At 67.7% G+C, this 21,908-nt stretch carries 22 protein-coding genes and 3 pseudogenes; 15 read left to right on the top strand and 10 right to left on the bottom strand.

Features of this window, described 5'->3' with window-relative positions; genetic code table 11:
- Positions 1-123 precede the first annotated feature (123 nt).
- Both AQJ27_RS47470 and AQJ27_RS47465 read right to left on the bottom strand, forming a co-directional pair.
- Positions 124-1,659: an AMP-binding protein gene (locus AQJ27_RS47470; protein ID WP_067384303.1), complete on the bottom strand. Its 1,536-nt coding sequence runs from the start codon at positions 1,657-1,659 to the stop codon at positions 124-126.
- 331 nt (positions 1,660-1,990) lie between these two features.
- Positions 1,991-2,227, bottom strand: coding sequence for a hypothetical protein (locus AQJ27_RS47465; RefSeq protein WP_159064627.1), 237 nt, complete (start codon positions 2,225-2,227; stop codon positions 1,991-1,993).
- A 230-nt stretch (positions 2,228-2,457) separates the two neighbouring features.
- Here AQJ27_RS47465 and AQJ27_RS47460 point away from each other — a divergent pair, with 230 nt between their 5' ends.
- The 5 genes from AQJ27_RS47460 to AQJ27_RS47440 all read left to right on the top strand — a co-directional run bounded on the left by AQJ27_RS47460 (position 2,458) and on the right by AQJ27_RS47440 (position 7,115).
- A complete protein-coding gene (locus AQJ27_RS47460; protein WP_067384421.1) occupies positions 2,458-2,979 on the top strand; it encodes an HAD domain-containing protein in 522 nt (173 codons plus the stop codon).
- A gap of 273 nt (positions 2,980-3,252) precedes the next feature.
- Positions 3,253-3,759, top strand: a complete 507-nt coding sequence (locus AQJ27_RS47455; RefSeq protein WP_067384298.1) for a SigE family RNA polymerase sigma factor — start codon at positions 3,253-3,255, stop codon at positions 3,757-3,759.
- An 8-nt stretch (positions 3,760-3,767) separates the two neighbouring features.
- Positions 3,768-4,277, top strand: coding sequence for a hypothetical protein (locus AQJ27_RS57065; protein WP_067384295.1), 510 nt, complete (start codon positions 3,768-3,770; stop codon positions 4,275-4,277).
- Positions 4,278-4,494: 217 nt separating this feature from the next.
- Positions 4,495-5,721, top strand: a complete 1,227-nt coding sequence (locus AQJ27_RS47445) for a bifunctional glycosyltransferase family 2/GtrA family protein (RefSeq protein ID WP_067384418.1) — start codon at positions 4,495-4,497, stop codon at positions 5,719-5,721.
- Positions 5,718-7,115, top strand: coding sequence for a hypothetical protein (locus AQJ27_RS47440; protein ID WP_235614019.1), 1,398 nt, complete (start codon positions 5,718-5,720; stop codon positions 7,113-7,115). The genes AQJ27_RS47445 and AQJ27_RS47440 overlap by 4 nt, the downstream gene beginning before the upstream one ends.
- Here the strand turns inward: AQJ27_RS47440 and AQJ27_RS61215 are convergent.
- Positions 7,112-7,660 (bottom strand): iron-containing alcohol dehydrogenase, encoded by a 549-nt coding sequence (locus AQJ27_RS61215; RefSeq protein WP_107120740.1) that lies wholly within the window; start codon positions 7,658-7,660, stop codon positions 7,112-7,114. The two genes, AQJ27_RS47440 and AQJ27_RS61215, sit on opposite strands and share 4 nt — an antisense overlap.
- Positions 7,661-8,190: 530 nt before the next feature.
- On the bottom strand, positions 8,191-8,574 hold the full coding sequence (locus tag AQJ27_RS47430) for an ATP-binding protein (RefSeq protein WP_067384292.1): 384 nt from the start codon (positions 8,572-8,574) through the stop codon (positions 8,191-8,193).
- A 396-nt stretch (positions 8,575-8,970) separates the two neighbouring features.
- On the opposite strand from AQJ27_RS47430, the gene AQJ27_RS47420 reads away from it, so the two are divergent.
- From AQJ27_RS47420 to AQJ27_RS47400, 5 genes are all read left to right on the top strand, one after another.
- Positions 8,971-9,834: a helix-turn-helix domain-containing protein gene (locus AQJ27_RS47420; protein ID WP_162489387.1), complete on the top strand. Its 864-nt coding sequence runs from the start codon at positions 8,971-8,973 to the stop codon at positions 9,832-9,834.
- Between the two features lie 4 nt (positions 9,835-9,838).
- The gene (locus tag AQJ27_RS47415; RefSeq protein ID WP_067384284.1) at positions 9,839-10,069 is read left to right on the top strand and encodes a DUF397 domain-containing protein; all 231 of its coding nucleotides are present in this window, start codon (positions 9,839-9,841) and stop codon (positions 10,067-10,069) included.
- A gap of 104 nt (positions 10,070-10,173) precedes the next feature.
- Complete coding sequence (locus tag AQJ27_RS47410) at positions 10,174-11,010, top strand: SAM-dependent methyltransferase (RefSeq protein ID WP_235614020.1); 837 nt, start codon at positions 10,174-10,176, stop codon at positions 11,008-11,010.
- Positions 11,011-11,925: 915 nt separating this feature from the next.
- Positions 11,926-12,390 (top strand): MarR family winged helix-turn-helix transcriptional regulator, encoded by a 465-nt coding sequence (locus AQJ27_RS47405; RefSeq protein WP_067384281.1) that lies wholly within the window; start codon positions 11,926-11,928, stop codon positions 12,388-12,390.
- Positions 12,391-12,450: 60 nt separating this feature from the next.
- Entirely contained in the window at positions 12,451-12,732 is a 282-nt protein-coding gene (locus AQJ27_RS47400) for an ABC transporter permease family protein (protein WP_067384279.1), read from the top strand.
- Between the two features lie 59 nt (positions 12,733-12,791).
- Here AQJ27_RS47400 and AQJ27_RS47395 read toward each other — a convergent pair whose 3' ends face one another.
- Positions 12,792-13,535, bottom strand: coding sequence for an SDR family oxidoreductase (locus AQJ27_RS47395; protein ID WP_067384277.1), 744 nt, complete (start codon positions 13,533-13,535; stop codon positions 12,792-12,794).
- A 99-nt stretch (positions 13,536-13,634) separates the two neighbouring features.
- Here AQJ27_RS47395 and AQJ27_RS47390 point away from each other — a divergent pair, with 99 nt between their 5' ends.
- Together AQJ27_RS47390 and AQJ27_RS61090 are read left to right on the top strand one after the other, a co-directional pair.
- A complete protein-coding gene (locus tag AQJ27_RS47390; RefSeq protein WP_067384274.1) occupies positions 13,635-14,537 on the top strand; it encodes a LysR family transcriptional regulator in 903 nt (300 codons plus the stop codon).
- 32 nt (positions 14,538-14,569) lie between these two features.
- Entirely contained in the window at positions 14,570-14,857 is a 288-nt protein-coding gene (locus AQJ27_RS61090) for a transposase (RefSeq protein ID WP_096240591.1), read from the top strand.
- 29 nt (positions 14,858-14,886) lie between these two features.
- Here AQJ27_RS61090 and AQJ27_RS47385 read toward each other — a convergent pair whose 3' ends face one another.
- From AQJ27_RS47385 to AQJ27_RS59730, 4 genes and pseudogenes are all read right to left on the bottom strand, one after another.
- Positions 14,887-15,273: a hypothetical protein gene (locus AQJ27_RS47385; RefSeq protein ID WP_067384273.1), complete on the bottom strand. Its 387-nt coding sequence runs from the start codon at positions 15,271-15,273 to the stop codon at positions 14,887-14,889.
- A 10-nt stretch (positions 15,274-15,283) separates the two neighbouring features.
- A pseudogene (locus AQJ27_RS55275) lies at positions 15,284-16,104 on the bottom strand (IS5 family transposase).
- 198 nt (positions 16,105-16,302) lie between these two features.
- Entirely contained in the window at positions 16,303-17,547 is a 1,245-nt protein-coding gene (gene ltrA / locus AQJ27_RS47370) for a group II intron reverse transcriptase/maturase (RefSeq protein WP_244313888.1), read from the bottom strand.
- A complete protein-coding gene (locus AQJ27_RS59730; protein ID WP_235614022.1) occupies positions 17,456-17,728 on the bottom strand; it encodes a hypothetical protein in 273 nt (90 codons plus the stop codon). The genes ltrA and AQJ27_RS59730 overlap by 92 nt, the downstream gene beginning before the upstream one ends.
- 1,041 nt (positions 17,729-18,769) lie before the next feature.
- Between AQJ27_RS59730 and AQJ27_RS53950 the strand changes: the two are divergent.
- A pseudogene (locus AQJ27_RS53950) lies at positions 18,770-19,131 on the top strand (hypothetical protein); the annotation flags it as partial.
- A gap of 119 nt (positions 19,132-19,250) precedes the next feature.
- Here AQJ27_RS53950 and AQJ27_RS47365 read toward each other — a convergent pair.
- Positions 19,251-19,727 (bottom strand): MarR family winged helix-turn-helix transcriptional regulator, encoded by a 477-nt coding sequence (locus AQJ27_RS47365; protein WP_067384271.1) that lies wholly within the window; start codon positions 19,725-19,727, stop codon positions 19,251-19,253.
- A 67-nt stretch (positions 19,728-19,794) separates the two neighbouring features.
- Here AQJ27_RS47365 and AQJ27_RS47360 point away from each other — a divergent pair, with 67 nt between their 5' ends.
- Together AQJ27_RS47360 and AQJ27_RS53945 are read left to right on the top strand one after the other, a co-directional pair.
- Positions 19,795-20,718, top strand: coding sequence for an alpha/beta hydrolase (locus AQJ27_RS47360; protein WP_067384268.1), 924 nt, complete (start codon positions 19,795-19,797; stop codon positions 20,716-20,718).
- Positions 20,719-20,883: 165 nt separating this feature from the next.
- A pseudogene (locus AQJ27_RS53945) lies at positions 20,884-21,884 on the top strand (IS5 family transposase).
- The last annotated feature ends 24 nt before the right edge of the window (positions 21,885-21,908 follow it).

Raw genomic sequence — 21,908 nt, 5'->3', positions numbered from 1 at the left:
ACCTGCCGGCCGGGCTCCTCACTTCCAGGAACGATCGACCGGTTCCCAGCGTGATGGTGAGCCCGGCAGGAGGGTGGAGTCCACGCTCACCATTTCAGCATCGGCACCCACCCTGCGGACACCTCAGCCGACTTCCCGCTCGCGGCCCTCCCAATACGGCTCCCGCAACTTGTACTTCTGGAGCTTGCCGGTCGTCGTACGCGCCAACTCCTCCCGGAACTCCACCGAAGTAGGCGCCTTGAAACCGGCAAGACGCTCCTTGCAGAACCGGATCAGCTCGTCCTGCGTCACCCGCACGCCGGGAGCAAGAACCACCAGCGCCTTCACGGTCTCGCCCCACTTCTCGTCAGGCACCCCGATCACCGCGACCTCGGCAACCGCCGGATGGCTGAAGAGCACGTCCTCCACCTCGATCGACGACACGTTCTCCCCGCCCGTGATGATCACGTCCTTCTTGCGGTCACTGATCGTCAGATGGCCGTACTCGCCGATCGACCCCCCGTCCCCCGTGTGGAACCACCCCCCGGACAACGCCCGCGCACTCTCCTCCGGCTGCTCCCAATACCCCTCCAGAACCACGTTCGAGCGCGCGAGAACCTCACCCTCGGCGTCCGTCCTGAGCGTCACGCCCAGCGCGGGAGCACCGGCCCGCACCAGCTTCTCCGCCCGCTCCGCAGTGCCGAGGCCGTCCCACTCGGCGCGGGCACGGTTGACGGTCAGCAGCGGCGAGGTCTCGGTCAGGCCGTAGATCTGGATGAACTCCCACCCCAGCTCCGACTCCACCCGCGCGACCGTCTGGGTCGGCGGCGGAGCGCCGGCGACGATGATCCGCACCCGATCACGGCCGGGGATCTCCCCCTCCCAGGACTCGGCGGCCGCCAGCACCGCCCCCACGACCGCGGGCGCCGCGCACATCACCGTCACACCGTGCTCGGCCACCCGGCGCAGGATCTCGGCCCCGTCCACCTTGCGCAGCACGATCTGTGGCACGCCCAGGGCCGACATCGCGAACGGCATGCCCCAGCCGTTGGCATGGAACATCGGCAACGTGTGCAGATACACGTCCCGGTCCGTCACCCCGGCGTGCAGCGCGAAGGTGACCGCGTTCACCCAGATGTTGCGATGGGTGATCTGCACCCCCTTGGGCCGGGCCGTCGTACCACTGGTGTAGTTGATGGTCGCGGTGGCGTTCTCGTCCGGCTCCCAGGCCTGCGGGGCGGTGCCGAAGCGGTACAGCTCGGCGTCGGCGGCGGCGCCGAGCGTGAAACGGTGCCTGCAGCTGACATCGGCCAGACGGTCCGTCAACTCCGGATCGACAAGAAGCACATCGGCCCCCGAGTGACCGACGATGTAGCTCACCTCGTCCGCCGTCAGGCGGAAGTTGACCGGCACCAGCACCCGCCCGTGACCGCTGACACCGAAGAACGACGTCAGAAGCCGCGCGCTGTTCGGCGAGACCACCGCCACCCGAGCGCCCAGCGGCACACCCAGCGCATCCAGCCCGGCAGCCTGAGCCCGCGCCAACTCCCCCACCCGCCCGTACGTCAGCCCCTCCCAGGCCTCAGCCGGTTGGTCCGGCTCGTCCACCACACCCACCCGGTCGGCATACACAGTGACGGCACGGTCCAGAAAATCACGGACTCCGAACGGGACGATCATCACAGCCTCCGAAGCTTGAACGACACAGAGCCTCTATCCCGCCACGCCCTCGCGTATCCCCACAAGCCATCCGACACCCTGCGAACAACTCAGCGATACCCGACTTCGCCGAAGTTCCCTCGACCGCGCGTCGCCCTGACCCCGGCCGAGGGCCACGACCAGGTCCACCCGCCGCCGGTCCTTCTACGGCCGCACGGTCGCCGTGGCAGTGAAGCCGCAGCACTTGAAGGGCCGTACCGGCGCCCCGGATGTCCCGAAGCAGGAGCTCCGCGTGATGCGGTTGTTCCCGATACGGTCCGGTACGCCGACGGCGTAGATCCCGATGTGGCGCCTACGAGCCCGTTGTCCCGCACGAAACGAGTGCGCCGTCGCTGCACGTCCCGGATCCCGGTCCGCTGACGGCGAGCTGCGACAGCGCGGTGGACGCGCCGTTGCCGATCTCGACGATCGAGGTACCGCCGTCCGCACCGGCGACCAGCGTCCGCGGAGCCAGGATCGTCGTCTTCCGAGCCCCCGAGCCGGTGATCCACACATTCTTGTCGGCCAGACGGTCGCGACGACGGCACACGGGCCCACGCGTGCGGCTGTTCTGATACGCGGGAGTGCCATTCCGTTTCCGCTCTCGTGCGGTTCTCCATGGGGCCGCGGCATGACCGTGGCCCGCCTGCCGACTGCGCACGCAACGTATCCACGGTTCGGAGTGCGAGAACTCAGGGACACCTGATCCCGAGCCTGCTTCCCTCTGACGGACGACCGGCAGGCCCGGTCCCCGTTGTGATCCGCCGCTATCGTGCCGGCGTGACTGGCTCTCCGCAGCGTCCGCTGCTGTTTCTCGATGTCGACGGACCGCTCATCCCGTTCGGCGCGGCGCCCGAGCAGTATCCGGCCCATGCCACCTGCCTCGAACCGCTCGACGCCGATACGAACCCGCTCTTGGTCCGACTCGATCCCGAGCACGGGCCTCGGCTGGCGGCACTCCCCTGCGAGTTGGTCTGGGCCACGACATGGATGGCTGACGCGAACGAGTGCATCGCCCCGCGCATCGGTCTGCCGCAGCTGCCTGTGGTGGCCTGGCCGGAACCGTCCGACATCGATGATCAGGACGAGCGGAACGGACTGCACTGGAAGACCCGCACCCTTGTCGAATGGGCGGCGGGACGCCCGTTCGTCTGGGTCGACGACGAGATCACCGACACCGATCGGGCCTGGGTCGCCGCCCACCACCCGGCGAACGCCCTGCTCCACCGGGTCGACCCCCGCCGTGGTCTGACCGATCACGACTATGCGGCGATCGACTCCTGGCTGAGACGGTTGTTCTGACTCCCCCGTGGAGCAGGTGAGACAGCCGTCGGTCCAGAGCCGGGCCCCAACTACGCGTCCCGCTCCGCCCCGTCGGCTCCGCACGCGAACCGAGCGATGGGCAACCGCGCGGTATCCCCGCCCTGTTGACCGGATCACCGGGAAACCGGGGCGGCCCGCCCCGCGGCCTCCTCGCCGGACGTGACCCGCATCACGCGCCGGAAGTGCATAGCGAGGTGCTCACCAACGTCTTTCTCCAGGTGTACGAAGCTGGCAAGTGCGGGGACGGTGCGGATGGAACAGGCTCAGGCCGAGAGCTACGACGGGTTCGTTGCGGCCCGTTGGTCGGCGTTGTTCCACCTCGCCCGTCTGCTCTGCGGAGGTGACCGACACCGTGCCGAGGATCTGCTCCAGGAAGCCCTGGTCAAGCTGTGGTTCGTCTGGCCGAAGATCGCGGACGAGGCGCCCGAGGCGTACGTGCGCAAGGTCCTGGCACGCGCGGCCGCCCGTTCCGCCCGCCGGCGGTGGTGGGGCGAGCGGCCCGTGGAGCAACTGCCCGACCTGGCACAGACCGGGGACGAGTCCGCCGCCGTGGTGGAGCGGACGCGGCTGGAAGCGGCCCTCGCCCAGCTGCCGCCCCGGCAGCGGGCCGCCGTGGTGCTGCGTTACTACCAGGACCTGCCCGAGAAACAGGTCGCGGAGGTTCTGGGATGCCCGCTGGGCACCGCCCGGTCCCACGCGTCACGCGGTGTGGCCCGACTGCGTCAGATCCTGGCCGATGTCATCGAGCCGGTGGGGTGAAGGGAAGCATGGATCACTTCGAGCGGGAGTTGGCGCGGATGATGCGCGACGCCCAGGAGTACACCCCTTTTGAGCCCGCACAGCAGAACCGGCTCAGGACGGGAGTGCTCGTCCGCCGCCGTGTCCGCGCGGCGCAGAAGGCCGTGGGCTCCGTACTGGTGGCCGCCGGACTCGGCGTAGGCCTGGTCCTGCTGCCACACGCGCCGGACCGCGACCAACCCCAGGCCCCCGTGCCGCGGCCCACGACCGGCTTCTCCTCCCCGACCACCACGCCGTCCCCGACCCAGCCCCCCAGCACCAGCCCTACCGGGTCGGCCCCCACCACGCCCACGGCACCGATCACGACAGAGAGTGCGCCAGAGAGTTCGAGCTCGGTCGGCACCGGTCCCTCGGGGACCGCGCCTGCCGGTCCGCCGGCCACCATCCCGGCCACGCCGAGCGGAAGCATCACGCCGTCGTCCCCGCCGACGACGACAGGCGAGCCCTCGTCGTTCGTCAGCGCGACCGGCGCCGGGTAGCCGCCGAGCGCACGGCCGTCCCGGCCGCTCCCCCACCGAAGTTCCGCACCGCCCCTTGTCCCTGCTCCACTCCTGGCCGTACTCCCCTGGCCGTACTCCCCTGATCGCAGCTGCGCCGTGAGCACCTTTGGCATGCCCTGCGACAGCACAGAAACCTGGATGAACCATGACCAAGACCGCACGGTCCGCCCCGATGAACCTCGCGACGGGACTGCCCATGGACCGACTGCCGCTCCGCCTGCCGCTGCCTGCGGACCACCCGGAACCCGTACTGGACGTGGTCGTCCCCGTGTTCAACGAGGAGACGGATCTGGAGCCGAGCGTGCGGCGGCTGCACGCTCACCTGCGTGAGACGTTCCCGTACCCGTTCCGCATCACCGTCGCCGACAACGCCAGCACCGACGAGACCCCGCGGATCGCGGCCCGGCTGGCCGCCGAACTGCCGGAGGCCGAGTGGATACGACTGGCCGAGAAAGGGCGGGGCCGTGCCCTGCGCGTCGCCTGGTCGCGCTCGCGGGCCCCGGTGCTGGCCTACCTGGACGTGGACCTGTCCACCGAACTCAACGCGCTGCTCCCGCTGGTCGCCCCGCTGATCTCCGGCCACTCCGACATAGCCATCGGCACCCGCCTGGCCCGTGGCTCCCGGGTGATACGCGGGCCCAAACGGGAGATCATCTCCCGTTGCTACAACGTGCTGCTGCGTTCCACGCTCGCCGTCGGCTTCTCCGACGCGCAGTGCGGCTTCAAAGCGGTCCGGCGCGACGTCGCCGAGCGGCTGCTGCCCCTGGTGGAGGACTCGGAGTGGTTCTTCGACACCGAACTGCTGGTGATCGCCGAGCGGGCCGGGCTACGCATCCACGAGGTACCCGTCGACTGGGTGGACGACCCCGACAGTCGCGTCGATCTGGTCCCGACGGCCATGGCCGACCTTCGCGGCATCGTCAGGATCGGCAGGGCGCTCGCCCGTGGCACGCTCCCGACGGCGGGGCTGCGGCGCGCCACCGGAGGTGATCCGCCGGGCCGACTGGCCGCCCAGTTGCTGCGCTTCGGCGCCGTCGGCGTGGTCAGCACGGTCGGGTACGTCCTCCTCTACTCGGCCCTGCGCCCGGTGACGGGGCCGCAGGGCGCCAACGCGTGGGCGCTGCTGGTCTGCGCCGTCGCGAACACCGCCGCGAACCGGCGGCTCACGTTCGGGCTGCGCGGGCGGGGCGGGGCGCTGCGGCAGCAGGCCAAGGGCCTGGTGGTCTTCGGCCTCGGTCTGGCGCTCACCAGCGGCTCGCTCGCCGCGCTGCACCGCTGGGCGCCGGGGCCCGCGCGGCCCATGGAAGTCGTGGTGCTCGTCATCGCCAACCTGGTCGCGACACTGCTGCGCTTCCTGCTCCTGAGGGCCTGGGTGTTCACCACCGCCCCCCGCGGCAACGGAACAGGAGCCGAGCCCCGATGAACGAGCCGAGCCTCGCGAACGCTCCGTCGTGCGAGGGCAACGGGCCCCACGCCGAAGGCCGTTCGCCCGCCACGGAGCCGACGTACCCCACCGGCCCGCCCCCCGCCCCGTCTCCCTCCCCCTCCTCCCTCACCTCCGCCGCCCGCCGGCGGTGGGCGCGACTGTGCCGGGCGGCCGAGCACCACGGTCCGGTGCTCGCGCTGTACGGTGCGCTGAAGCTCATCGGCTTCTGCGTCTTCATGTACCTGCTGGACTCCTCCGGGGACTTCCGCAAGAAGGACCCCCGCTTCGGCGGCGGCGCCCACGCCTGGGACGTCCTGGCCACCTGGGACGGCTGGTGGTACCAGCAGATCGCCGCGCACGGCTACCACCCCGCGCTCGTCCCGGTGCCGGGGGCGGGCGGCCTGATCACCATCGAGGGCAACTCCGCGGCGTTCTTCCCGCTGTACCCCGCCCTGATGCGGCTGGTCTCCTCCTGCACCGGCCTGGGTCTGTTCGGCGCCGGTCTGCTGGTCTCGGTCGCCGCCTCGTTCGTCGCCGCCCTGGCGATCCACGCCGTCACCGCACGGATCGGCGGACGGCGGGCCGGGCTCGCCGCAGCCGGCCTCTGGGCCGTGTGGCCCGGATCCGGCATGGAGTGGTCGGCCTACTCGGAGTCCCTCTACGTCGCCCTCGCGGCCTGGGCCTGCTACGCCGTCATGCGCCACCACTGGATCACCGCCGGCATCCTGACCTGCGCCACGGGTCTCACTCGTCCGACGGCCACCGCTCTGATCGCGTCGCTCGCCGTCGCGGCGCTGCTGGCCGTACACCGGCAACGGCGGGAGGTCCGCCGCTGGGGAGACGCCCCCGGCCCGGACGGGAAGAGGCGTCGGGTCGAATTTCTGCGCCCGCTGATCGCCGTGGCGATCGCCCCCCTCGGCCTGTTCGGCTACCTCGGCTGGGTGGGATACCGGATGGACGACTACAGCGGGTACTTCAAGCTCCAGGAAGGTGCCTGGGCCCACACGTTCGACTACGGCAAGCACACCCTCGACGTGTTCACGTCCCTCCCGGTGGGCCACTTCGACTACCTCTTCGCCTACCCCTACGAAGACCTCATCGGCGTAGGCACGGTCCTGCTGGCCCTGATCGTCCTGCCTCTGCTGCTCCGACTCCGCCCGCCCGCGGTCCTCGTCGTCCACACCTTCCTGACGATCGCGCTCGTCCTGGGAAGCCAGCAGATCTTCGGCAACATCTCCCGCTACCTTCTCCCGGCCTTCCCTCTGTTCATCCCGTGCGCCGTCGCCATGCGCCGACTCAGCACGCCGGTGCTGTGCACCGTCCTCGGAATCGCCGCGCTCGCCTCCGGCTCATACGCGGGGTACGCCCTGTTCGAACTCGGCGTTCCCTAACCGCCAGAGCATCGTCCCTGGACCTGTTGGACCTGCTGTCGCCGCACATACGGCCCCCGGCGGAGCTCCGGACCAGGCCCGTTGAAGCAAGGCGCGCACCGAAGCGGCCGACACCGGCGCAGGGTGGTGGCATCGAGGCACCTGCCGCACCGCCAGGCACCGTGGAGCACGGTGGCGGTCGCCTCCGGGTCCTGTTGCGAGAGGCCGGGCAGGGCGGTGGCGAGGGCCCGGACGCCCTCGACCGCGAGAAGGTCGGTGACCGGTGTGCGGTCGGGGGCGTAGAGGGCCTCCGCCGCGTGCGCGAGGGCGTCGAACGGGCCCGGTACCGCGGTGGCCGCCGAGTCTGCGGCCGCCCTGGAAGCAGGCCGGGGCCCGGGATCGCCGCCCCGACCGGACGATTGCCGCGCGTGCTCCCAACAGCGGCGGGTGCCGTGGAGTGGCTCGCCGGGGCCGGGCGGCGGGCGTTCGCCTCCCGCCGCCGGCCCACGGCGGTGCGCCGCGCGCCGGACAGTCACGCGAGCGACGGCCACCGATCGGCGGCCCATTCCAGCCGACCCAACCACCCCGGAGGCTGATCGCCGACCTCATCCCCATCGAGTTCCGCGGCGTCGGGTTCCTCGAACAGCGTCCCCCAGCGCCTGAGGTCCGCCTCACTCATCGGGAAGGTCTGATCCGGGGTGGTTGACGTTCTCTGCCGAGATGGCCGGAGCCACGTCGTGGGGCGCGGCCGCCTTCACTCACTGACAACTGCGCGCCTCGAAGCCGGGCGATCCGGACTCTTCGGGGGCCGGGTTCATGGAGGGCATGCATGTCTGCAAGGGAATGGCGCTGGCGTTCGACCACCGGCTGTCGGCCGTCAAGCGGTGCTGCGAGAGGGGCGAGGTTGAGCGGGTGAGCCCAAGGCGAGCGTCGCACGGCGAGCGGCTGCCACCGAGGTGTCGGGCGGCATGACACCTCGGGACGTCGTGTTCAGAGCTCTTCGTACGGCTCCCCGCCGCCCTGGCGTCCCTACCCGCCGTTCACATCCGGCTCGGCAGTCGGTCCTCGCGATCCCCGTCCACCGCCTTCGACGTACTCATTCGGCGGTCGACACGAGCGCCCACACCACGCAGCCGGGACCGCCGTCCCGTTCCCGCACCCCCCACTCCCGCGAGAGTGCCGCCACGAGGTGCAGACCTCGCCCGTGCACGTCATCGGCGGCAGCCTGGAACAGTGCGATGGGGGTGCCGCCCTCGCCCTGGTCCTCCACCGCGACAAGGACCTTGCCCGCCTCCAGCCGGACGGAGCACTTCACCAGGGGAGTTCGTGTGTGCCGCACCGCGTTGGTCACCAGTTCGCTGACCAGTAAGACCGCGGTCTCGCAGATGTCGTCTCCGCACCCCTGACGTCCGAGGTGGGCACGGACGCGGCGGCGAGCCTCACCGACGGAGGCTCCGTGCGCCGCAAGCTCGAAGGTCAAGTCCGCGGGGGAGGGAGCTCGCCGACAGGTCATGTCAGTGATGGCCACGTGTTTCCTCATCATGGGGGGTGAGTGCCGCGCGCGCCCCGTCCAGGGGCTGAACCCCACAAGCGTGGACGCGTCCCGGACCGAGGCCGTGCAGCAGCGGCACACGTCTGCACCGCACATGGGACGTCCGAAGCGACACTTCGCGAAGAGACCTGACTTCCAGGTCTGCGCGACTGCCGCCGGCCGACTGCCACGCTTGAGTGAACACGGTCACGACGCCACTATGCTCGCCGACATGGTCACGAAGCAAGTTGCTCCGTGATAATTTCACGGAGCACATAGCCAGGGAGCTGATATCACCAAGGGGTGACACACTGCCTCTATGGATGCTGCACAAGGAGGCGGGACGTGACTCCAGCTCAGTCCACGGCCGGCGCTTCGACCGTCCGACTGATGGTCCTGGGCAGGCGGTTGCGTGACCTGCGGACAAGCGCCGGGATGTCGTTCGACGACGCCGCGGTCGTGCTCGATGTCACTCCCCTGACGATCCGGCGGATGGAACTCGCCAAGGGCAAGTGGAAGCTCCCTTACATCCAGACCCTGCTGGGGGCATACGGAGTCCCCGCAGACGAGGCCAGGACCTTCCTCGCCCTGGCGAAGGAGGCCAACCAGCCGGGATGGTGGCATCGCCACCGGGACGCCATGCCCACCTGGTTCAGCGCTTACGTGAGCCTGGAGGAAGAGGCGAGCCTCATCCGGGTCTACGAACCGCACTACGTCCCCGGACTGCTCCAGACCGAGGACTACGCACGGACCATCCTGCGCGCCGGCCTGCACGGTGCGAAAGAGGAAGCCGAGCGAAGAGTCGTCGTCCGCATGGAGCGTCAGAAACTACTCAGCAGGCCCCAACCGCCCGAGCTGTGGGTGGTCATGGACGAAACGGTGCTGCGCCGCCCCATGGTTCCACCCGATGTGATGCGGATGCAGATCGACCGCCTCATCGAGGCGACGGATCTGCCGCACATCAAACTCCAGATCATGCCGTTCGGGCTCTGCGCACACGAGGGCATGTACGGACCGTTCCATATCTTCCGATTCCCCCATGAGGAGATATCGGACATCGCGTACATCGAGAATCTCGTGGGCGCGGTATATCTCGACGAGTACGACGATGTGACGAATTATCAGGCGGCCCTGGACCGGATGTGCGCGCAAGCCCTACCAGTACAACGTACCGGGGAATTCCTCGGTAATATTCGCAAGGAGCTGTAGTCCCGTGAATCGCATACACAATGCTGTTCAGGAACTGGGGACGGAAGGCTGGCACATGCCGTGGAGCGGAAGCAATGGCGGGGCCTGCGTCGAAGTCAGGAAACTGCCCGACGGTCGTTTCGCCGTCCGCCAGTCCACCGACCCGGAAGGGCCGGCGCTGATCTTCACACAGGTCGAACTCGATGTCTTCACTCAGGGCTGGGAGGCGGGGCAGGCCAGCCTGCTGGCCTCCTGACCGCGCTCGACACTCGGCACAAGATCGTTGGCGAAGCGCCCTGGAGCGACTTCGTCCGCACCATACGCAACGTTTTGGCGCAGGTAATCAAGAGGAGTACGCGAGTGCCCGACGACACGACCTGGACTAATCGCCCTCTGGGATATGAACCCCCTCAGATCGATACGAGCGTTCCGCACTCGGCGCGGGTGTACGACTACATACTCGGAGGAAAGGACAACTATCCCCCGGACCGTGCAGCGGCGGAGCAGATGCTCGCCTCCTGGCCCGGCCTGCAGATATCCATGCGTGAAAACCGCAAGTTCATGCACAGGGCCGTGCGCTATCTGGCCGAGCAGGGAATCGACCAGTTCCTGGACATCGGCACCGGAATCCCCACCTCTCCGAACCTTCATGAGATTGCTCAGGGGATCATCCCGGACGCCCGAGTCGTCTACGTCGACAACGATCCCATCGTCCTCGCGCACGCCGGCGCCCGGCTCACCGGCACCCCTGCCGGCCGCATCGCCTACATCCACGCCGACATGCACGACCCGGAGGCGATCCTGCGCGCACCGGAGTTGACCGACACCCTCGACCTCGACCGACCGGTCGCCCTGTCGATCATCGCGGTACTGCAGTTCGTCCTCGACGACCAGAAGGCATACGACCTGGTCAAGCAATACCTGCAACTGTTGGCGCCCGGCAGCTTCCTGGCGATGTCCACAGTCACCATCGATTCCAGCCCGAAGCCGATCGGCAGCGTGGTCGCCGAGTACACCAAACGTGGCATGCCTGCCCGAAACCGCACCAGGGCCGAAGTCCAGCCCTTCTTCGACGGCCTGCAACTGGTCGAGCCGGGAGTGACCCTCGTGCACCAGTGGCAGCCCCTCCCCGGCACCGAGGGAGACGTCAAGGACTCAGACGTCGCCATGTACGGGGGCGTGGCGCTGAAGGCATGACGTCGGTGCCTTACGTCACCAACCCCCTCGACAAACAGGTACACCGATGAATTCGAGCGGCGGCCGAGTGTGCCTTTGATCGGTTCCCCTGACCAGGGTCGCGAGCGGGTCCAGGCCGGATGCCACAGCACCAGGTCCGCGAGCCAGCCGGGCTGGACGGTGCCCACCTCGTGGACCAGTCCGTGGGCGATGACCGGGTTCAGGATGATCTTGGCGAGTTGGCGCAACGCCCCTTTACTGAAGGGCTGTTCGACTCCCCCGCCGCCGTTCGCGAGAGCCTGGACATGCGCGAGCTGCCAGGTCCCTGCACACGGTCTCCGCCATCCGGCTCATGTCCATGGAGCGGGAGATCTCGAAGTCGCTCTCGACGTAGCTCATTCATCAAGTCGGTGTGCAGGGCGACGGGCAGGTCGGCTTGCTCGGCCGACTCCAGACAGGTGTCGATGATGCGCGGGGTAACCTCGAGATCCTCGTGGATCTTGACGCCGCCTGCCCCCGCCGGCACGGACTCGTCCAGGAGCGCGGGAACTGGACGAACCGCGGGCGAGGAAGGCGATGTTGAGCGCTATGCCACGCCAGGAGCTCATCAGGGTGCGCAGGTTGTACGCCGGATTGCAGCCGATCCCCCACACGCCGCCGACCCCATCCCGACGAGCCTGGTCACGCGGGCAGACACAGCGGCGGGCGCCACCTCAGGCGAGGAGAGGTGTACGTGGCGGTCAACCACACCGGACGTGGCGATCAGCCCCTCCTGCGGCGCCCATCGACCTCACGGCCGACATGCCGACGACCCGCACCGCCGTCCTGGACCTCGCGATCGACGCCGCCCCACTCTTCTTCAGCCATGTCAACAGCGCCTCGGCTTCCGAGCGAAGCGAATAGGTGAGTTGTCAACAATTTCGTTAGACTGTGTCCATGCAGGAGACACCGCGCTGGCTCGACCCCGAGCAGAAGACTGCCTGGGACAGTTTCATCCGCATGCAGGAGAAGCTGATCGGCCGACTGTCCCGCCGGGTGCAGACCGACTCCAAGATGTCCGCCGCCGACTACATCGTGCTCGTCAAGCTCACCGAAGCCGGCGGACGGTTGCGCTTCCTGGAACTGGCCAATCTGGTGGAGTGGGAGAAGAGCCGGATGTCCCACCAGGTCACACGGATGACCAAGCGCGGCCTGGTGGCCAAGGAGGAATGCCTCGACGACGGACGCGGAGCGTTCATCATCGCCACCCCGGCCGGTTACGCGGCGATCGAAGCCGCCGCTCCCCTCCATGTCGAACACGTTCGCCGACTCTTCATCGATGCCTTGACCCCAGAAGAGCTCAGCACGCTCGCCCAGATCTCGCAGCGCGTCCTGGACCATATGGAGAAGCAACCGGACTGACCGACATCTCCGAATCCGTGTGCTGCCTGCGCGTACCGGTCAGCGCTCTCACGCCGCTAGATGTACTGGCACGTCATCCTGCCCGTCCTGCGCCCGGCCACCGCGACCCTCGTCATCACCCTCACCCTGGCCATCTGGAACGACCTGATCATTCCCTTGGTCCTGCTGACCTCCGACAGCAAGCAGACGATGAAGCTGGACGCGTACTCCACGATCGGCACCCACGCCTACAGCACCTCCCAGCTCCTGCCCACGGTCGTCCTGGGAACCGCCCCTTTGCTCGTCGTCTTCCTCGTGCTGCAACGGCACACAGCCGCCGGTACCGCCGCCGGGGTCAGCTAGCGCCTGTCTTCAAAGTCCCGTCTGCCCTTCGGGCGACGACGCGACTTTGCGGACACGGCCTAGAGCTGCGACGCCCCTCCGTCGACAGGGAACTCCGTTCCCGTCGAGAAGGACGCGCCGAACGCCAAGTACGCCACCGCGGCGGCCACTTCCTCGGACGTCCCCAGCCGCTGCATCGGGTTGGTGCTCCGGTAGGTGTCCTTTATCGTCTCGGCGACATCGGCGGGGACGGAGCGGTCCAGGACGCCCGTGTCGGTCGGGCCGGGGCTCACGGCATTGACACGCACCTTGCGCGGCAGCAGCTCACGGGCCAGGGTGCGCGTCATCGACCGCAGGGCTGCCTTGCTCGCCGAGTAGACACTGAGCGCGTCGAGGCCCAGGACGTTCACCACCGACGTGGTGAGGACCACGCCGCTTCCCTCGCGCAACAGCGGCGCCAACGCCTGCACCGTGAAGTATGGGCCCTTGGTGTTGATGTCGAACAGCGCGTCGTACATCTCCTCCGTCGTCGAGTCGAACGGCGCGGACGCGGTGACGCCGGCGTTGACGAACAGCGCGTCCACTGCGCCGAACCGCTCCTGAACCGTGTCGGCCAGCGCCTTGATGTCCTTCAGGGACGCGGCGTCGCTGCGGACGCCGACCGCCTTGTCCCCCAGCTGCTCCAGCGCGGCGTCCAGGGTGGATCGGGTGCGGCCGGTGATCAGTACGTGCGCCCCACCGTCCGCGAACAACCGGGCGGTAGCCAGGCCGATACCGCTGCTTCCGCCCGTGATCACGATCTTCTTGCCGTCATAAGTGGTCATGCCCTCAAGCCAAATAGCCACCAGCACACCTTGTCCAAGACCTGTTCCGTATGCCGTCATGTGCCAGGCGCATGACAGCGCGCGACGTACGCTTGACGGATGGACGTCGATCTGCGGCTCGTGCGCTATTTCACGGTCGTGGCGGAGTACGGCAACTTCGGCCGGGCCGCCACCAGGCTGCACCTGGCGCAGCCGTCGCTGAGCCGCCAGATCCAGCGATTGGAGGCTCAGCTCGGTGTCCGGCTTTTCGACCGTTCGCCGCAGGGCAGCAGCCTCACCGACGCCGGTCGGGCATTCCTTCCCCGGGCCCGGATACTGCTCCAGGAGGCCGAGCAAGCCGCTCGCACGGCCAGAGCCGCCGTGCAGCCTCGTACCGTCACCGTCGGCTGCGCCGAAGGCCTGGTCATCACCGCCTGTATGCAGGAACTGCGCCGCCGGCACCCTGAAGGCCAGGTCCGCACCCGGCACCTCGACTGGCGGGACACGCGCGCTCTTGCCGAGGGGCGGGTCGACGCCCTCGTCGCGTACAAACCCCTGCCCTTCCCCACGGACGGCTTCCGGGTGACCACGCTCCATGAGGAACCGCGGGTGCTCGTCACATCGGCGAGTCATCCTCTGGCGAACGAGGAAGCAGTCAGCCTGCGGGCTCTGTCGGATGAGGAACTGGTGGCTTGCGTCAGCACTCCGGTTGTCTGGAGCACGCCCAAGCCGGTCGGCGACCGCCCGGCGCCACCTCAGCCCGCGATCGACGACAGCTACGAGGACAAGCTGGAGCTCGTCGCCACCGGCCACTGTGTCGCGATCTTCCCTGCCAGTGATCGACGCGCCGCTGTGCGCGAGGACATCGCCCTGGTACCCGTCATCGACACCGACCCCTGCGAGGTTGTGCTCGTCACGCGCGCCGACGACCCGAACCCGCTGCTCGGATCACTGGAAGACGTCGCACGTACATTGCTCGGCACAGTCTCCCGGCGGGAGAACAGCGCGCTGCCGGTCAGCTGACCCCTCGCGGCGGTGTCTTCAAATGATCTTGCGTGGTGGATCATGGTCGGGTGATACGTCGCCATGAACTGTCCGATGCCGAGTGGGAGTCCGTCCGTCCTCTGTTGCCTCGGTCGGAGCGAGGACGGAAGCGGTTGGATGACCGGACGGTCCTCAATGGGATCGTCTGGAAGTTTCGGACGGGCACGGCCTGGCGGGACAATGCCGGAGCGGTACGGATCCTGGGCCACGCCGCACACTCGCTTCCGCCGATGGGCCAGGGACGGCACCTTCGACCGGATGCTGCGGGAAGCCCAGGCGCGGGCGGATGCGGCCGGTGAGGTCGATTGGCTGGTATCGGTCGACTCCACTATCGTCCGGGCCCACCAGCACGCGGCCGGGACCCGAAAAGGGGGCTCCGGCACCCGTTGGCCGCGTCCCGGTCGGCCCTGCCCGACGACTCGATGTTGATGTCGCCGGCGTGCTCGATCAGCTTCAGCTGGGTCCACGCGTCGTCCCCACGGCATTGAAGGATCTGGGGCGTGAGCGACTCCCCCTCGCCCCAGACCTCCGCGAGCACGGATATCTGCGCCGTGACCGTCTCACTGATCGGGAGCTGGTGGGCGATGAGCCCGGAGACAAGCAGGCCAAGCCCCGCTTCCTGCTCACCGATGTCCCAGCAGTCCTTCATCTCCTGGGCCTCGGCTTCGGGGAGCAAGGCAGCGAGCCGGTTCCAGACAACAACGTCATCGGTCACCGGGCAGACGCTACCGGCCGGCGCTGACACCCAGACGTCGCAGGCAGATGAGCATCACTGCGATCGCCGTGAAGCCCATGAAGTGCTCGGCCTTCCGCTCGTAGCGTCGATGCAGCCGACGGCACCCCGACAGCCATGACATCGTTCGCTCGACCACCCAGCGGTGACGGCCGAGGCGAGCCGGACTCTCGACTCCGCGGCGCGCGATTCGCGGGATGATACCACATGCCCGTAGCCATTTTCGCAGGTGGTCGTAGTCGTAGCCCTTGTCCCCATGGAGCTTGCTGGGCCGTCGGCGGCGAGGTCCGCGTCGGGACCTGATGGGCGGGATACCCAAGACCAAGGGCTCCAAAGCCTGGTTGTCGTGCACGTTGGCGCTGGACACGGCGACCGAGACCGGCAGGCCGCTGCGATCGCAGATCAGATGAATCTTCGATCCGTTCTTGCCGCGGTCGGTCGGATTCGGTCCCGTCAGTGGCCCCCCTTGAGGGCGCGGATGCTCACTGAGTCGATGGCGCACCGAGACCAGTCCAGCTCGCCGTGGGCGCCGAGCTCATCCAGGACGACCCGGTACAACCGGGCCCACACCCTATCCCTGCTCCACTACGCAAACCTGCGGTAGACCGTCTGCCAGCGGGCGGCGAAGACCGGTGGGAGCTGGCGCCAGGTACAGCCGGAGGTAGCAACGAAGACGATCGCCGCCAGCACGTCCCGGTCGCCGACACGTCGGCGGCCACCACCCTGCGGCCGTTGCACGACCGTCGGCGGTACCACCCGCCGGAACAGCTCCCACAACTCATCCGGAGCCAGATGTTCGACAAGCCTCTCCACACACACTCAACGCCTCAGGACGCCAAAAGAAACGGCGTCTTAACCGCTTGAAGCAATGGCGCGGCATCGGTGAGGTCGACTCGGGGCGCCCTGCTGGTGTTTCCACCAGCGGGTTTCCCCGAGCCGCCTCCCGAACCCGGCGTGCCCGTCTCCGGGCACCGGGCTCTCCACAAATCCCGTTTCGGGGTGTTCGGTTCCTCATGCCGTAGTGGGCCACGGGGTCGGGATGAGTGTTCCCCGGTATCGGTATCTGGTCGTGCTTACCTTTGCCGGGTTGAACAGTTCCGCTTCCTCCGTGGCAGGCCACCAGCCACCGCCGTAATAGCGTCGACGGAGTTGCTTCCAAGTGATCCCGGGATGCTTGCCCCGGATCCATCGTGTCACCCTCATCCACGTGTAGTGGCTGAGGTAGCAGAAAGCGACGTTCGACACTCCGGGACGGAAGTACGCGCACCATCCTCGCAACACCAAGTTCAGTCGGTGGAGCAAGGACTCCAGCGACAATCCGACGTTCTGCCGTCCGGTCAGTTCCTTCACCTTACCCATCGCGGAACGCACTGATTTCCGCGCCGGATAGGTGTAGATGTACTGCCGGTCAGTGCCCAGTTTCCGGTGACGCTGGATGCGCCATCCGAGGAAATCAAGGCCCTCGTCAATGTGCGTGATCTTTGTCTTCTCCACCGACAGGCGAAGGCTCATCGACTTCAACGCCTCCGCGACCTCGTCACGTAATTCCTCGGCGTGCTCACGGCGCCCGAAGACAACCACGAGGAAGTCATCCGCATACCGGACCAGCCGGTAGTTGGGCAATCCCCGGCGCCGTCTCCTGCGCCGATCCTCGGAGGTGCTATCTGGTCCTCCGGGGGCCTGGGCGATGTACTCGTCCAGGACCGAGAGCGCGATGTTGGCCAGCAGCGGCGACAGGATCCCGCCCTGCGGGGTTCCAGTGCGTGTGTCCGTGAAGGCTCCGTCCCGGGACAGGATCCCAGACTTCAAGAACGCCTTCACCAAGGACAGCACCCGCTTGTCCCCGATTCGATTCCTCACCCGTTCCATAAGAGCCGGGTGCGAGATCTCATCGAAGCACGCCGTGATGTCGCCCTCCACCACCCACTCATATCCGTGGCTGGCGAGATAGCGAGTCTCGGCGATCGCGTCATGAGCCCGGCGGTTCGGGCGGAACCCATAGGAATACGGGAGGAACTCCGCTTCGAACACCGGCTCCAGCACCAGTTTCAAGGACGCCTGGACCACCCGGTCCTCCACGGTCGGAATCCCAAGACGACGAAGCTTGCCGTTCGCCTTTGGAATCATCCGCTCACGGACGGGAACCGGTCGGAAGCTGCGGTCTCTAATCTGATTCCGTAGCCTGCCACATCTCGACTCCCTGCCCGGCTTCGATGGAGCGTGCGGTCTTCCCGTCCACTCCGGCCGTGCGGGCACCCTTGTTTCCCCGGACACGGTCCCACGCCACCAACAGGAAGGCGGGATCGGCCACGAAGTTGAACAGATCGTCGAACCTGCGATGAGGATCATCAGCAGCCCAACGGTGCAGCTTGGTCTGGATCTCCAGTACCCGGCGTTCGGCCTTCATCAAGGCCCATTCCAGCTCGTCAGTATTCACCGGCGACAACCTCCTGGCATTCCAGTGTCCTTACTGCTGACTTGCTGGCCCCCTTCCCCATGCGGCCGGCTCTCCCGGCCTCGGAGTACTACGGAGCCTCCGTCCTGCCCGACGGCCATCAGCCGGCGATGGGCCTGCCCTCCACCGGACTGGATGTCCAGCCTGGGACGACCGCGAGCAGTTCCCACGTTCACCACGGAATCGATCGACGGGTGAGGTGCCCAGCTCTACCCCGGCAGCATCGCCACGCTTACGCCGCAGGCTTTCGGCGTGGCCTCCCCACCGGTAGGTAGATCCGGCTTCGGAGTCGATCGCCAACTGTCAGCGATCGTGCACTGCGTCCGGCCCGCATCCGCCAGGTTCGAGCCGGTGTCGTAATTACGGGGCGTCAAGCACTGATTTCTCGCGTGCACCTTCCCGTCTCGCTAGCCGGACCCGGGCTGTCTGGCAGTGCCATCCCGTCCCGACGTTGTCGGGGCTGCTTACCGCCCGGCTCGGCATCCCCCGAGCCGAACTGCCCCCAGCTTCAGCCGGATTGCTGCGACAACCCGGCGGTGAAGGTCTCTCACCTCACTCGATTCCATGGCGCCTCGTGGCGCACCCACCCGCTACGACAAAACCGCCGAGTCGTACCAGGCAGCCGTAACCCTCGCCTCGCTGCTGATGTGGGCGTGACACTTTGACGACAACTCCTAGGGGTGAGGCATGCCCGGAGCTGCCGGGGAACGCCGTCGTGCGGCGCTACCCCCGTCGGGGTGCGCGCCGCACGCGTGGTGGGGGCGTCGATGCTCAGCTGAGGACGAGACGTCGGCGTAGACAGTACTTCGGCCGTACGAGCCGTGGACGTAGTCGGTGACGGCTCGGCTGCTGCCGGTGGCAAAGGTGACCGGCAGTTGGTTCCAGCTCGTGTGGCCCGACCAGGCACTGGTGCTGGCGCCGTCGCTGACTCCAAGGTCGGCGTACGGACCCGTTGACGCTCCACTGCACGGCTGATCCCGGTTGACCGACAACGCCAGCCGTCCGGCACCGTTCTGAGCAGCATGGGTCTACGGCGGCTACCGCCAGCACTTGGTCGAGCATGCCGCCGCCCTCGGCATCGACATGGAAATCACCCGTACTCCTGGGGCCAGGGGATTCACCCCGATACCGAAGCGGTGGACGGCCGAGCGGAAATACGGCTGGCTGATGCTCCACCGACGCCTGGCCCGCAAATACGAGACGCTGCCGGTCAGCTCCGAAGCCATGACCCACATGGCCATGACCGACCTGACGACCGCCGCCTCACCGGCGCGAGCACCATCTCCTGGCGCGACCCGACATCAGCGGAGGGGCGGGAAGGGAGCGGCTCCCGCGGCGCCGGACGACCTCGATTCGAGGCCCTCCGCAATCTAGTTTCGTTTTGAAACCAGTAACGTTGCGCTACTAGGGTGCGTATCGAGTCGTGATCAATCTGCGGGATTCACCCTCGTAACAAACGCTGATCACGCAGCGAACGGGCAGTCGCACTGGATGCGCATGCCGGTCAGCCTGTGGGCAGGCCGAGCTGGTCGCGTTCGAGCACGGAGCGCAGCTCCGAGAGGATCTGTACGGCGGCCAGTCCTGAGGGACCACCGAGGACGTCTGCGGTCAGCTCGGCCAGTGTTTTGGTGAAGGTCGCCTCCGCCGCCTCGACGAGTTGCAGGCCTCCGGCGGTCAGGTCCAGCAGTGATGAGCGGCGATCCGATGGATTGGTTCGCCGTATGACCCATGCCTGCTTCTCCAGGCGGTCGATGCCCTTGCTGGTCGCGCCGATCCCGATGGCGAATTCGGTGGCGAGGTCCGCCACCCGGGACCCGGGGTAGTCGCGCAGGAAGCGCAGGAACTCGAACTGCGAGGTGACGATCCCGTGCCGCTCGCGAAGGCGGTCGTTCAGCGCGTTGTAGAGGCGTGTCTCGCAGCGGACGAGATCGGCGAAGAAGCCCGGGAGGTCGATCGGGCCACGGCTTGACTTAGATGCCATGGCATATATTCTAGTCTATATGCCAAGGCATATAGTTCTTTGGCATGCACTTGTGATGGAGGCGACAATGAGCAGGCAACAGCGCGCGGAGATCGACGCGATGGTCCGACGGCCTCAGTCGGAGAACCCTCGGTCGGTGGAGGAGCTCCGCGCCGGGTTCAGGGCGATGATGGGGGAAATGATCGTCCCGGCTGGGATCCGCACCCGGACTGCGACGCTCGGCGATCGGCCCGCGGTGCTCGTCGAGCCGGCCGGCACTCCGAAGGCAGGGACGATCCTCTACTTTCACGGCGGCTCTTACGTGGTCGGTTCACCGGAGACGGCGATGTCGCTGACGGGGAACCTGGTGACCAGAACCGGGTTCAGGGCGTTCTCGCTGGATTACCGGCTTGCCCCTGAGCACCCGTTCCCGGCCGCGATCGAGGACGGGCTGAGCGCCTACCGCGCACTTCTCGACAGCGGCGAAGACCCTTCGGCGACCGTGTTCGCCGGCGACTCCGCCGGTGGCGGCCTCACTGTCACCACCTGCCTCGCCGCCCGTGACGCGGGCCTGCCCATGCCCGCCGCGATCGTGGCGTTCTCCCCCGGACTCGACGGGACCCGGACAGGCGAGAGCATAGACACCAAGGCGAGCATCGATCCGTTCTTCACGCGTGAGGGCCTGGAACACACCGGAGCCATGTATCGCGCGGGACAGGACCCCCACCAGCCCATGCTCAGCCCCGCCACCCTCGCCGACCTGACCGGCTTCCCCCCGATGCTTCTGCAGGCGGGCACCAACGAAATGCTCCTGGACGACTCCACACGCATGGCCACGCGCGCGAGGGACGCCGGAGTGGACGTCATCCTGGACATCACCGCTGACGTTCCACATGTCTTCCAGGCGTTCACCGGCGTCCTGGACGAAGCCGACGAGGCACTGGACCGCGCCGCTCTCTTTCTCAGCCAGCACATCCGCACCAGGGACAAGGCACGCACGTCGGCAGGCTGAAGCCCGCAGACGGTCTCATGCGGACCACGGTCCGCACCCCGGGCCCTGGCTCGCCGTTCCTATTCCTGGCGGCCGGCGCCCCACCTCGCTCCGAGGGCCGTTCAAGACCCCGGGGGTGCGTTCTCCGTGGGCGGTGGCTCACGCGGGGATGCTAGATCTTCTTGCGTGACGCGAGTGCAACTGACCGACAGCGAATGGGAGTTCGTCGATCCGTACCTGCCGATCGGTGCGTATGGCCTGTACCCCGAGCGGCTACGACAGCAGTTCGAGGGCGTGATCTGGCGGTTCAAGACGGGCGGGCAGTGGCGGGAGATGCCGGCCGAGTTCGGCGCCTGGTCGACCGTCCACAACCGCTTCCGGCAGTGGCGTGACGCAGGCGTCTTCGAAGCCCTGCTGGACGGACTGATCGCAGAGGCCGCGAAGCGGGGTGAGGTGGACCTGTCCCTGGTCAGCGTCGACTCCACCACCGCACGCGCTCACCATGATGCTGCCGGGATACATCTGGGCCAGGACGTCATCACCGCAATGGAGAATGCCGCCGAGGAGGAGAAGGCCAGGCAAAAGGGGGCGACTCCGAAGGATAAAATGGGCAGGATGCCGGGACCGGACCCGAGCGTGAAGAGCGGCGACGCGTCCGACGGCGGCGGAAACTCCGCCTGAAGGCCGCGCTCCTCGGACGCTCGTGGGGCGGGCAGACCAGCAAGGTCCACCTCGCCGCCGACCGGAAATGCCGCCCGCTGGTGTTCGTCCTGACCGCGGGCCAGGCCGCGGACAGCCCGCAGTTCATCCCCGTGCTCAAGAAGATACGGGTCCGCGGACCCGTCGGCCGCCCCCACACCCGGCCGGGCGCCGTCGCCGGGGATAAGGCCTACTCGTCCCGCGGTAACCAGGCCCACCTGCGCAAACGCCACATCAAGGCCGTCATCCCGGAGAAGAAGGACCAGACCGCCAACCGGAAGAAGAAGGGCGCCCGGGGTGGTCGGCCCGTCAGCCTCGACGCCGACCTGTACAAGGAGCGGAACACTGTCGCGCGTCTGATCAACAAGCTCAAGGCCTGGCGAGGCGTCGCCACTCGGTATGACAAGACCCCGGACAGCTACCTCGCCGGCCTTCACCTGCGCGCCTCGATGATCTGGATCAAAGACCTCACCCGGACCACCCGTTGATCACGACTCAATACACGCCCTAGT

This window comes from Streptomyces olivochromogenes (assembly GCF_001514115.1).
Classification (GTDB): domain Bacteria; phylum Actinomycetota; class Actinomycetes; order Streptomycetales; family Streptomycetaceae; genus Streptomyces; species Streptomyces olivochromogenes.
Note: the sequence above shows the minus strand (reverse complement) of the source record. Positions and strands in the feature narration are given on the sequence as shown.